9 protein-coding genes are annotated in these 11,390 nt (G+C 60.5%); 4 read left to right on the top strand and 5 right to left on the bottom strand.

Features of this window, described 5'->3' with window-relative positions; all coding sequences use genetic code 11:
• Positions 1-37: 37 nt before the first annotated feature.
• Positions 38-1,579 (bottom strand): ABC transporter substrate-binding protein, encoded by a 1,542-nt coding sequence (locus tag QRN53_RS12555; RefSeq protein ID WP_285244176.1) that lies wholly within the window; start codon positions 1,577-1,579, stop codon positions 38-40.
• 672 nt (positions 1,580-2,251) lie between these two features.
• Here QRN53_RS12555 and QRN53_RS12550 point away from each other — a divergent pair.
• Positions 2,252-2,503 carry an MFS transporter gene (locus QRN53_RS12550; protein WP_285244175.1) on the top strand — a complete coding sequence of 84 codons (252 nt, stop codon included), beginning with the start codon at positions 2,252-2,254 and terminating at the stop codon, positions 2,501-2,503.
• A 519-nt stretch (positions 2,504-3,022) separates the two neighbouring features.
• Here the strand turns inward: QRN53_RS12550 and QRN53_RS12545 are convergent.
• Entirely contained in the window at positions 3,023-5,071 is a 2,049-nt protein-coding gene (locus QRN53_RS12545) for a hypothetical protein (protein ID WP_285244174.1), read from the bottom strand.
• Positions 5,072-5,480: 409 nt separating this feature from the next.
• Between QRN53_RS12545 and QRN53_RS12540 the strand changes: the two genes are divergently transcribed.
• The 3 genes from QRN53_RS12540 to QRN53_RS12530 all read left to right on the top strand — a co-directional run bounded on the left by QRN53_RS12540 (position 5,481) and on the right by QRN53_RS12530 (position 7,902).
• Positions 5,481-6,179 carry a TetR/AcrR family transcriptional regulator gene (locus QRN53_RS12540; protein WP_285244173.1) on the top strand — a complete coding sequence of 233 codons (699 nt, stop codon included), beginning with the start codon at positions 5,481-5,483 and terminating at the stop codon, positions 6,177-6,179.
• Between the two features lie 18 nt (positions 6,180-6,197).
• The gene (locus QRN53_RS12535; RefSeq protein WP_285244172.1) at positions 6,198-7,034 is read left to right on the top strand and encodes an alpha/beta hydrolase; all 837 of its coding nucleotides are present in this window, start codon (positions 6,198-6,200) and stop codon (positions 7,032-7,034) included.
• 226 nt (positions 7,035-7,260) lie between these two features.
• A complete protein-coding gene (locus QRN53_RS12530; RefSeq protein WP_285244171.1) occupies positions 7,261-7,902 on the top strand; it encodes a plasmid pRiA4b ORF-3 family protein in 642 nt (213 codons plus the stop codon).
• A 172-nt stretch (positions 7,903-8,074) separates the two neighbouring features.
• On the opposite strand, the gene QRN53_RS12525 is transcribed toward QRN53_RS12530, so the two are convergent.
• From QRN53_RS12525 to QRN53_RS12515, 3 genes are all read right to left on the bottom strand, one after another.
• Positions 8,075-9,202: a Fis family transcriptional regulator gene (locus QRN53_RS12525; RefSeq protein ID WP_285244170.1), complete on the bottom strand. Its 1,128-nt coding sequence runs from the start codon at positions 9,200-9,202 to the stop codon at positions 8,075-8,077.
• Between the two features lie 341 nt (positions 9,203-9,543).
• On the bottom strand, positions 9,544-9,894 hold the full coding sequence (locus QRN53_RS12520; RefSeq protein WP_285244169.1) for a helix-turn-helix domain-containing protein: 351 nt from the start codon (positions 9,892-9,894) through the stop codon (positions 9,544-9,546).
• Positions 9,887-10,978 carry a tyrosine-type recombinase/integrase gene (locus QRN53_RS12515; RefSeq protein WP_285244238.1) on the bottom strand — a complete coding sequence of 364 codons (1,092 nt, stop codon included), beginning with the start codon at positions 10,976-10,978 and terminating at the stop codon, positions 9,887-9,889. Before QRN53_RS12515 ends, QRN53_RS12520 begins: the two co-directional genes overlap by 8 nt.
• Between the last annotated feature and the right edge of the window lie 412 nt (positions 10,979-11,390).

Here is an 11,390-nt window from a genome sequence, read left to right as displayed (position 1 = left end):
GCGCGGCCCCAGGTCGCTCCGGGGCCGCGCACAAGGTTTAGTTGGCGCCGATATTGCTGAGGTAGATAGGCACAGCGCCGTTAGGCAGGTACTTCACCCCCGGCTTGGTCAACCACGTGCCGCTGGAATATACCAGCGGTGCCACCAGGGCGTTTTCTACCGAGTACCGGTTGATCCGCTTGTACACCGCTCCCTGGGCATCGGGGTCCGTCGTCTGTGCAGCCTCAGAGAGCAGGCTGTTTAGCTCCGGAGATTCATAGCCCGACGGGTTAAGTGCACCGCCCTTTTGAAGGTTGGCTCGGGTTTGAATGGAGGGGGAGTTCAAACCCTCGAAATACCAAGCCATTCCGTACTTTCCGCTCGAAAGGGATGGAAAAACGTCTTGGGGAGGGACGGATTCCCAAGTTACCTTGATTCCAATATCCGCCAAGGACTGCGTTATCGCCGGCTCAAAAGTATGCGAGAAGTAAGAACTTGGCATGGTGAGAGCAAAGCCATCGGGGTAGCCAGCTTCGGCAAGGAGCTTTCGCGCCCCCTCAGGATCGTGCTTGTAGTAGCCCTCAAGATCTGGATCGTATCCGGACTGGATTGGGTTGTAGAACTGACTCGTGGCCCGGGCACCGCCCGACATAAGCTGCTTTGCGTAGAGATCCCGGTCAAAGGCCATATTGATGGCTTCACGCACACGTTTGTCGCCCAGCGCTGGTACAACACTGCCAGTCCGATCGAGGAAGAGCAGTCCACCCCAAGCCTGAGCTTCGATCTTCTTCTTCTCAAAGGCTCCCTCAGGAAGCGTGGCAATCTGTGCCGCAGACGCTGTACCTGCGTCCAGCTCACCGGCCTGCAACGCGTTGAATTTTGCCTGTGAGTCCTCAATAACGCGGATGGTAACGGTTTTGTACGGGTAGTCCTGGAGGTCCCAATAGTCATCGCGCCTCTTAAGGACATAAGTCGAACCGTTCACGGTTGCATTCTTGTCCAAAACATAGGGACCCGAACCGATCGGGTCGAGGGCAAGATTTTCGTCACCGAGCTTCTTTGCCTCAGCGATAATGCCGGCCCCTGTTGCAAGGTTCACCAACAGAGCGGGGTCCGGCTTGGAAAGGTTCAGAACGACCGTGTGGTCGTCCGGCGTATCAACGGATTTAACCGACGCCAAGTCCGGCACGCGGATACCAGGGGTAGTGCGGCTACGCTCGATAGTGGCCGCCACATCTTCAGACGTTACCTCCGCGCCATCACTGAACTTGAGGCCGTCCCGCAGGTCCAGGGTGAGCGTCATTGCGTCGCTCGAGTATTCCCAGCTCTTTGCCGCTGAGGGCTTTACAGCGCCGTCAGCGTCCACTTTGAGCAGGGTGTCGTATATTCCCGTCCAGATGTAGGCCGCTTCCCCGACTTCGGCCTGTGCGGGGTCGAATGAGGAGGGTTGTCCGCCGATCGCGAAAGCGAGAGTGCGCGACTCCTGGGAAGCTTCTTTGGCCGGGGCACTACATGCGGTAAGCCCCAAGGCAAGCGTTAGGCCGACAGCAACAACGCTGCCCCCTGTCCGCACGGCTCTCGGGCGCAGTACTTTGGTCACTGGGAACTCCTTTGTCATAGTGGGGGCAAAAAAAGGCGAAGTTAGGGGCGGACAATTCGTCACCGGCCTTGGATGCGTTCGGCACAGATACCAAGGTGCTAGCTCTGTAAGTGGAGGCACCCTGTCAGGACGCGGAGCCTCGATTGCCAGTTGTAACGATTCATTGTGACGCGTGTAACTATTATGCACACGTGATACTAGGCTTGCAAGTGACGGCAATGCCGCACCGTTGCAGACAAAGCGCGCGATATCGCCGCGATCGAGTCGGTGGCAACGAATGTAGCGGAGCTAGCAGCAAGGCAGCGGAATTCCGCCACAGAAAGCCCGGTGCAGCGGGTCTGGAAAGGGTCGGCTCAATCTGCTGATAGCCGTACCCGGGTTTGCGGGGATGGGGACATCATTCATGCAGACGATCTTGATTCCGATTCAGTCGAAGCTCCCTGATCTACTTGGCGCTGCTCGCGCGGACAATGCTTGGGTTATCACAGTGACTCTCCTTGTATCAGCGATCTGCACGCCTATTTCCGGCAAGCTCGGGGACATGTATGGGAAACGGCTGGTGGCGCTGGTTCTACTATCCCTGTTGGTCGTAGGGTGCTTTCATTTGCGCACTCTCACCCACAATTGCGCCGCTGATCGTGGGGACGGGCGCTCCAAGGCACGGGCACGGGGGTGATCCCGCTCGGAATTTCGATTCTTCGCGACAACGTCCCGAACGAGCGCATGGGATCGGCAATTGCCCTGGTGAGTGCATCGCTTGGTGTTGGCGGAGCGCTCGGGCTGCCGTTTTGTGCTTGGATAACTGAGCATTTCAACTGGCATGCCCTTTTGGGGTGCGTCAGCCATTGCGGCCTGGCTTCCCTGCCGCATATCTCTGTGGCGGGCGCTGTCAAGACCGGAACGCACGGTTCGGGTGCAATTTAGACCGAGGGGAGAGGTGCTTTGTGGAGAGGTACTTGCGTCGCGCCAACCTGCCTACCAAGGCCTGCACGTGCCCATCGCCCTGGGCTGCGCTACAGCACTCCGTACATCCTGGGTGGTTGGCGATGACGGAACAATGAACTCAGCAGATTCCGAACTTTCGCCGGATGGAACAGTGTCAACCGGGGGAGGGGAACCAGCTGATGGCGTTGGTTTAGTCCGCCGTGCGCTACGCCTCTCATCCATCCCGGGTCATTGGCTTGTCACGGTTCTTTGCCTAGACGCGGTTCGGCTGGTCTTCGTCCGGACACCTATCTTCCCCCAACGCGAACCATGGGCCGGCCTTCCGAACCACGACAACCGGTCCAGGGCGGCTAATAGTGCGAAACGCGCTGACCTCAATGTGCAACTCCTTCTAGATTCGTTTTGTGGTGATGTGGTCTTCGCAGAGCAGCCGGTTCGGCGTCGACGTGATGCTGCGAAGGTCCTGGAGGTTTTGTCGAGTCTGGCCTGATGCTGCCCTCATTCGGTAACCGTGAGTCGCGCACGAACGATGTTCTGCACGCGAGCATGTGACGAGGAGGCCTCGCCTTCCATCTGAGCGGTGACGCGGGCAGACAGGAAGTATGTTCCCGGTGTGTGAAAAGCTCGCTCCTGCTCAATGGTGATGGCGGGAGCAGGCTCAATGGCGATTGGCTCCGCCGTCTGACGTGCCGCGAAGATGTCCGAGACGACCTCCACGACTACTCCGGGCGTTGGGGCCTTGACGTCGAGGCGAATGCAAACCGGGTGACCGGCGCTCACCTCGGCACTCGTCGAGCCGTTGAGGGTGAGGCTCGCAACCGGCTGAATGCCACCGGCGTCTCGACCCCCTTCGCGGAGGACGATCTGGCCGTCGATAACCTGATATTCCGAGTCGGGAGACGGTGAAATTCCCCGCTCCACCCATGCCGCGAGCTGCCGGAGAGCAGCCTCCAGAGCGCCAACATAATCAACGCTGCGGTCGGGGAACTCCTGACGGTCGGCGTCGCCATGTAAGGCGTTGTCGATGTACCACAGGCGGAACCGTTCGCCCGATTCGTCCCCGAGATACTCGGCGACGCGTGAACGGTACCAGTCTGCCTGCCAGGGGAAGGCTTCGCGGTCGAGCAGGCAGGCTACGACTATGACCTTGCCCGTTATCCGCCCGGTTGGCAACGCGCCTGCGGTGCGCTCGGTGAACATCGGTCCGAGCAGCGTTGGCCGTTGAGGATAAAGGGGAGCGCCGTCCGTGTCGCGGAACTGATCCCAGACCGTGTAATCGGCCCCGGGAACCTGATGGCGGTGGTAGGTCTGCACTGCAAGAAAACGCGAGTTGTCGAGGGTAACTCCATCGCCTGCTGCCAAGCCGGCGATGATAGCGTCCTGACCGGCCTCGAGCGTGGCAACATCGCCCCGGACGGCCGAGAGGCGAATGACCTCGCCGGCCAACGTCCCGCTTCGCACGACGAGTTCCGCCCCGAGCAAGGGACCCGCCGGGGCACAAGCCAGTCGAATAGCGGAGACCGTCTGCCCAACGGATGCGGCGTGCAGGAACGACTCGTCAACGCCGCCCGCATTGGTTTCCAGTCCGTCGGCGGGAGCGGCGGCGAGCAGTTCGGTAATCGAGGTGTCGACCTGTACCCGGTCGCGGTGAACGGAGGACGTCGGATCGGCGCCGAGATACCCCTCGGCGTTCCAAAACTCTTCAGCGTAGGTAGGATCGGCGGCCATCACTGCGGGAAAGAGAACGCTGAACGCGTGCATCCCCATCGTTTCCCACCCGAACCACGACCGCGGCGGGAAACCCATCCGCGTCGCCTCTGAGAGAGCAGCGGCCTCATCGGCGGTCAACTGGAGAGATGAAGGATCACCTCCGACGTCGTACGCGGCAACTATCGCGGGAAGCACGTCCCGGAGGACGCGCTGAGCGTGCATCCGGACACTGAACACGCTGGGAATCGACATCGGGCTGCCGGGAACGTAGGGCACGAATCCGTCCCAAACGTCCGTGGTGTTCTCCGAGGCCCCCATCGTGCGGTAAGCACCACCGCTACCTCCATAAAGGTAGCCGAACGGCCGGTGCTCGCGCTCATAGACGTGCCCTGCAACCTCGCGAGAGAAACGGGCAGCGGCGGCATTAGCCCGGAATGCGCCAATCGTGGAGTCCAGCCCCGACAAGGGGTTGGCTGCGTGGGGACCTCCGCCGTTCGTCTCGACGAAGTAGGCGCCGGAGTCCACCGCGAACGCGATCTTGTTGTGCGCGCCTACAACAGTCGGGGCTAAGTTTTCGCTCTGCGGCACTGGAGTGACATGCTGGAAAAACCGCCCCTCGTAGGCATCCTCGCTCGGAAAATAGTACGAGAACAAGGTGTCGGTGCCCTCAAATCCCCCATGGACGTAACGATGCGGCACCGGCGTATCCCGCCACTCGTCGACGTCCACGAACGGGCTGGCAAACAGATCATCTGCGGTCTGCCCCTTCCACCTGACGGCGCACAGGCCGGCCAGGCCGGTAGCCCCGTCTGCACTCATCGTCCTATCGGTAGTCATCGTTCTGCTCCTTTGTTTGCATTGCTCGAATCGTCGACGTGCGCTTTCGCCCCGGTGACGCCAGGTCCGAACTCACGCATCTGAAAGTTGCTGGGCAACAGGGTGCCTACCATGGTGACCGCAGTTCAGTAACAGCGACGGTGGGAGGCCGAACCACTGTAGGTAAGGACGGACCGTGGACACGCGGGGCAGGGGTCCCGGCCCGTCGGCGAGATCAAGAACGAACTCCCGACTGCCCTTCGGCTTCGACTCCGGCCGGAAGCCCGTGTTTGGCTCATGGCGAGCTCCCGTCGGAGTGTGATGTTTCGACATGCCCGGCACTAATAACTGTTAGGTCACAACGGTCGGCTAAAAAGAGTATGACATGCGGTATTTAGTGCCGCAAACGAAAACCGCATATCATGCTGTTATGGCAACACGAGGACCTTATGCGAAAGGCGTCGTCAAGCGCGCCCAAATTCTTGACAAAGCCCTTGAGGTAATCGCGCGCGAGGGCTACAGCGGCGCCACCGTGAAGCAGCTCGCCGATGCCGTAGGCCTCAGTCAAAACGGCCTGCTCCACTACTTCGGGTCGAAGGACGCGCTCTACGTGGAGATCCTTCGTCACCACGCGGAGGTGCTTGCAATCCAAGTGGACTCGGAGCACGCTGACTTCTCTTACAACTTCGCGCAACGCAGCACCGAGGCCCTCTGGGCTAGCGTTCGAGAGCCCGGCATCAGCCAACTGCTTCTCAGTCTGGCGACCGAGGCGACGGAGGAAGGGCATATCGCTCACGCGGAAATTGAGCGGCGATACGCGTCATTCCGGGAGGTTGCGTCGACGGCACTCTCAGCCATGCAGGAGCGAGGAGAATTCCCAAGCGACGCCGACCCGGCCATCGCGGCAGCGCTGCTCGCCGCAGCGTTCGACGGATTGCAGATGCAGTGGCTCTACGACAAAACGATCGACGTCCGGGGCGCATTCGCCTACTTACTTCGTCATCTCGGAGTCTCAGACCAAGGTGTGGAACCCGCGCAATCAGAAGGCGGTCCTCGGCTGCGGGAAAGCATCCGGCCGGCTTCGGGTCTGCCTCCTTATGACCGTGCAACTTCATCGTCTTCAGCGTGACGTCAGGAGAGAACAATTATGAGCAAGCAGCTTGCAGAGCTTCCGGAGACCACGCACCACGGCAAAGAGTCCGTTAATCATTTCGCGGAGTACCAGAACCAGGATGCGGATGTGCTGAAAGACACTGCCACATATGTACTCGTCCCAGGCGCCGGCCATCCTGCCGCGAGTTATGACCAGGTACAAAAAATCTTGGAAGCGCAAGGGCGAACGGTGCACGCCGTTACCTTGCCTGGGGTCGGAGAACGGCGTGGTGAACTTTCTCGCGAAACGGGTTTGCAGACCCATATTGTTGACGTCGTCAACTTCCTGCGCGACCAGAGGTTACAAGACGTCGTTTTGGTCGGCCACAGCTACGCAGGAATGGTGATAACCGGCGTGGCGGACCGCGTCCCCGAACGCATCAGGCATTTGGTGTATCTGGACGCCGTTCATCCTCAGCCCGGGCAGAGCCTCATCGAGGCGCAGCCGCTAATAAAGCATGTCCCCGCTGTATCCAAGCCTCGAGTGGTCGATGGTGTCACAGTAAATCTCTACCCCGACGGAGATACGTTTACCTTCCTCGGGCTGTTAGAGCCGAGAGATGTGGCTTGGGCGCAGCAGCACCTGACACCTCATCCATGGAAAACTTTCATCGACCGGCTGCACATCGAGAACTCGGAAGTGCTCGCTTCCATCCCTCGAACTGATATCTACACACACAAGACTGCAGAAGGACTCACGATGGCCGGGATGATCACAGACGAAGAAAAGTCCCGCGCTTGGCTCATAGATGCTGGTCACGACCTGATGCTGACGGAGCCAGACCGCACCGCTGAAATGCTGCTAGCTGCGGCAGCCCACAGTCGGTCTTGATCCGGGTATCAGCTCACGACCTACCAGCGGCGTCTGACCCGTCCTCGATTATTCCCGTTGCTGTATGGCTCTTTTACAGCGCTGGCCCCGCCGGACTCCACTTTTAGGCTGCTCCCCAAGCATTTTTAAGAGCCGATAATTAAGATTTCGTCAAGCTACAGCTTCGACAGGGGAGAGGCCGCCCTGTCTTACGAGTAGAGCTGCGAGGCCTGTAAGAATGGGCTGCATGGGCGAATCTCAGGCTGGCATTGGATTGGGACGTGACGCGTTCCTGGAGATCCGTGTCGAGCTCGTCGACAGCGACCCTGCGATCTGGCGCCAGCTCGAGATCCGAAGCACCATGACGCTGGATCAGGTCCACCGGGTCCTTCAGACGGCCTTTGATTGGGAGGACATGCACCTGCACAGGTTTACAGCCTTGGAGCCTTTTGTGCGGCTGCGGCCGGTCGACGGCGAGATTCCGGATGACCTGCAGTGGCTCCCTAAGCAGGAGTGCCTTGATCCGGACGACAGAGCCGAGGAGGATCTCTCCCTGGCGCAGCTGTTCGTGCTGGGCTCCGGAGTGGCCTTTTACGAGTACGACTTTGGTGACAGCTGGCTTCACCGGCTCGAGATGGTGTCCCAACGGCCGGCGGACGAAGGCGCGCCGCCGGCCCGGCTGGTCGACGGCGCCCGACGCGGCCCGTTGGAGGACTCTGGCGGATTGCCGGGATATGAAGAGGTTATGGACGCCTTGGCTGACTCGTCTCATCATGACCATGACGAGTACTCTGCCTGGGTGGCCGATATGACCGGCTCCACTGAGCCTTTTGACCCGGCCTTTCTTGACATTGCCGACGTGAACTGGTCGCTGGCTGAATTGTTCTGACGCTGGGAACCTGCGCCCGGAAACTCCATGAAAAACGGGCAGGAAAGTGCCTCTTTTACGGCTCTCCCCCGTCCGATTTGAACTGGCATGCACGGGTATTCGTGGGCCGGGAGTAGAAGTAGCTCTGCAGTGTGTTCGTCCGATTGGCAGAGTGTCTCTGAACTGATCAGTCTCATCTGCTTGTAACAGCGCCGCGCACGGCTGAGATGTATTGGGCGTAGGCGGCTGCTGAGTCGGTAGCGTGGCGTTCGATGGTTGTAGGGGAGTAGCCGAGGGTGTCGGCGATGATGGCCACGGGTGCAAGTTTGGTGAGCTCGTGGAGAGTTCCGAGTCGCGCGGCTCGGGTGCTGAATAGCTTGCTGAGGCGTGTTGTGAGGTGTCCTGGGTGGATGTGCCGGCCGGGTGAGGTTCCGCGGAATACCCAGTTGGTGTTCGGGTGCGAGGCGGTCAGGTTGTGGCCGGGGTTTGCGGCGAGTTCCCGCCAGGGCGCATCTAAGGGCTCAGGCAGTGCGATCTGGATCGTTCCCAGCTGGATGGTGACCAGTTCTTCGGTGACGGTCACGTCATCCCAGGTTAGGCGCGCTATGTTTTCGGCCTGTTGCCCGAAGACGAGGATGAGGATCGCGGCGGCCTGATCGCGTGCTTCAATTTGTCCACCGGCCTGGAACACGCGGTTGAGTGCTTCATCCTGTCCTGACTTGTCGAGTTTGGGGCTCGTTCCCCGACGATGCGGGATGATAGCCAGTCCTGCAGGAGCGGCCTTGGCCTTGATGGCCCATTTCAGGAAATGTTCAGCGATCCGCCTGGTGGTAGGTCCTTCTGCCTGCCATAGGTCGAGATGAGCCTGGGTCAGCCCGGCCAGGTTGGTGCCGTGGTTGGTGAGCCAGTTGAGCAGATCGATGGCGACTGTCACTTGCTGCTTGGCACGCAGGAAAGTGCCGCGGGTGACTTCGTCCATCTGGTTCATCCGGCGTAGGTGATGCCAGCGGATGTAGCGGCGGATGATGTCACGGTTCTCAGGGTTGCTGACCCGGTCTAAGGCCTGTGCTGACCAGTTCTCGTAACGGGTGCGGAGTTCGTCGCGGCGGGGCAGCACGCCATGTTCGGTGAGGAGGCCGCGGACGTATTCGCGGGTCCGCGAGTCGGGCAATCCATCGAAGCTTTCATGCGTGATCTTTGGTGTGGCGGCGAGGTTTCGGAGGAAAGCGGTGACGTGCTTTTGCTGTATCCAGGTGATGCCGCTGTTGGCGCGTTTCATCGACTTCAGTGCCGTGGCGAGCGGAATGAGCTCGGAGGCCATGATTCCCCGGGATGGGTCCGTGAGGAGGCCGTCAACAATCGTGGCGAGGACGCAGCTCCAGCAGCGGCCGCCGCTGTGGAGTTCGTCTTCTGCTCCGCAGCTCTCGCAGTCTATGTTGAGCCGGACGCCTGAGCATCGACGGCAGGCAGGTTGGTCATCGATAATTCCGGGCAGGACGCCTTCGTGGCCGCAGGCGCAGGTGCCACGAGTGCGTTTGGCTTGCTGGTAGCAGTAGCCGCAGACTCCGCCGTCGGGCCATCGAGCGACGGTTTGGTGGTGCTGGCCGCAGCGGCCGCAGGGGACTGGCCAGCGGATGGGGTCCTCTGCTTTGCGTGGCCTACTCACCCGTCTTCGGGAGCGACGAGTCGGACGCGTCGTGCGATCGGGTTGCCTGGTTGGATGCCGAGGTCTTCGCTGCGCTTGGGGGCGTTGGCTGTCGCTGCGGCGCGCATTTCGACGAATGGTTCGAACAAGTCGTTGGGTGTGCAGTTGAGGATGTCGCAGAGCGCGGCGAATGTCCTGGCCGGAATGCGCTCCGGCGTGGAGGTGACCAGCCTGTAGACCTGGCTTTCGGAGAGGTTGATGCCACGGGATTTCAGGAGTGGCATCAGTTCGGTGGTCTTCCAGAGGTTCTGTTTTGCCATCAGGGCTCGCAGGTTCCAGCGGTAGCCGATCCGGCGCTGTTCAGGCATCTGGGTCCTCCAAGTTCGCGATGCGGCGTGCAATCATCTGCTGCACGGTTTTCTGCTTGAAGTCCGACGATACCGAGGTGTAGAGCCCGGTGGTTGAGGCGTAGGAGTGGCCGACCTGCGTCTGCACGAATGCTGCGTCGTAGCCGGCTTCGATCAGGTGGGTCACGTAGGAATGCCTGAGGCAATGGAGGCCCAGCTCTTGGGGCAGGCCGGCGGCATCCCGTGCAGCGGCGAACGCATCCCCGAACGAGCCCAGGGACATCCGGGCGCCACGCTCACTCGGCCAAAGCGCCGAGGACCGTTCTGCGGTGGGGAACTGCTGCCGCAATCCACCGGATGTCCATGTCTTGAGCTGGTCCACGACCCAGTCGAACTCCGGCACGGTCAACACGGTGCGCCGTCTGGGTCCTGAGCCCGCGGTGCCCTTGGCAAACCGAACCTGGACTGCCCCGAACCGGCCGTAGTCGCTGACGTGAGGGTTCGGGCCGAAGTCCTCCAGGTCCAGCATGGTCATTTCACGCCGGCGAAGCCCGTAGGCATAACAGACCTTGAACGCCACCGAGTCGCGGAACAGGGGCAGCCAGCGCTTACTGCCGGCGGCGTATTCCCGGTCGACGAGGTCATCGATGTAGTCGAACAGCCGCTGCAGTTCCGCCTTGGTGAATGAGCGCTTCTTCGCCGGGACGGCATCATCGGTGGTGTGCCGTGGCATGTTCCACTCGAAGCAGATCTGGCTTGGAATATCACCGAAAGTCCGTTCGCAGAACTCGCCCCACCCATAGCCCGGATGGGTCAGGTAGGAGCAGAACATCGCCACAGCGTTGCTGTACGAGCGCAACGTCTTCAGGCTGATCGGCTTCTCACCGGAACGCAGTCCGGCCAGGAAATCATCGACGTCTGCCGGACGCCATTGCCACGGAAATTCACCCGTAAAGCGCTGAAAACGCTCCAGCAGCTGGCAGCGCTGCTTGATGGTGTCCGTCGTGAGCCCACGGGCCAGCATCTGCGCCCGCCAGCCATCCAGCATGGCAGTGAAAACACGCTCGTCGGCCCTGAACAGCCCAACATCCGGATCCACCAGCATCCTCGGGACAAAACCCGGAACGGCACCACTCACTGCAACCCCTAAACCATGGAAACATGCATTAGATGCAGGAAACCTATAGCCATAAGCGATCCGAGGGCAAATTCAGTCGTGGCGTGAAGAATGCGCGCCCCGGGCAAAGCCCGGCTGACCTGCGGAAACGTCAGATTCGTCATGAGGCGGGAGTTCTCGCATCCACTTCCACTCCCGTGCTTTAAAAGCCGATATCGGATCTTATGTAAAGCTGTAATGACTCTAAGTGCGAATCGTGCACATCGTGAGCTTTCGGGGAACGTATTGAGGCTCTCCCCTAATCTGTGCCTGACCTGCAGATTCATCTTGATGTCAGGATGCCAATGAATGCCGCGAGTGAGTTCCGCAGAGGGCCTGAACGGGCGGCCGTAAGTAGCCG

The sequence above is a fragment of the Pseudarthrobacter sp. fls2-241-R2A-127 genome (assembly GCF_030209355.1).
Lineage (GTDB): Bacteria > Actinomycetota > Actinomycetes > Actinomycetales > Micrococcaceae > Arthrobacter.
The sequence above is the reverse complement of the archived record's forward strand: the minus strand, read 5'-3'. Positions and strand labels throughout refer to the sequence as shown.

What these genes read in the sequence shown, in the direction of transcription:
- QRN53_RS12545 (WP_285244174.1), bottom strand. Translation starts at nt 5,071, where the DNA reads ATGACTACCGATAGGACGATGAGTGCAGACGGGGCTACCGGCCTGGCC.
- QRN53_RS12540 (WP_285244173.1), top strand. Translation starts at nt 5,481, where the DNA reads ATGGCAACACGAGGACCTTATGCGAAAGGCGTCGTCAAGCGCGCCCAA.
- QRN53_RS12535 (WP_285244172.1), top strand. Translation starts at nt 6,198, where the DNA reads ATGAGCAAGCAGCTTGCAGAGCTTCCGGAGACCACGCACCACGGCAAA.
- QRN53_RS12530 (WP_285244171.1), top strand. Translation starts at nt 7,261, where the DNA reads ATGGGCGAATCTCAGGCTGGCATTGGATTGGGACGTGACGCGTTCCTG.
- QRN53_RS12525 (WP_285244170.1), bottom strand. Translation starts at nt 9,202, where the DNA reads ATGGCCTCCGAGCTCATTCCGCTCGCCACGGCACTGAAGTCGATGAAA.
- QRN53_RS12520 (WP_285244169.1), bottom strand. Translation starts at nt 9,894, where the DNA reads ATGCCTGAACAGCGCCGGATCGGCTACCGCTGGAACCTGCGAGCCCTG.
- QRN53_RS12515 (WP_285244238.1), bottom strand. Translation starts at nt 10,978, where the DNA reads ATGCTGGTGGATCCGGATGTTGGGCTGTTCAGGGCCGACGAGCGTGTT.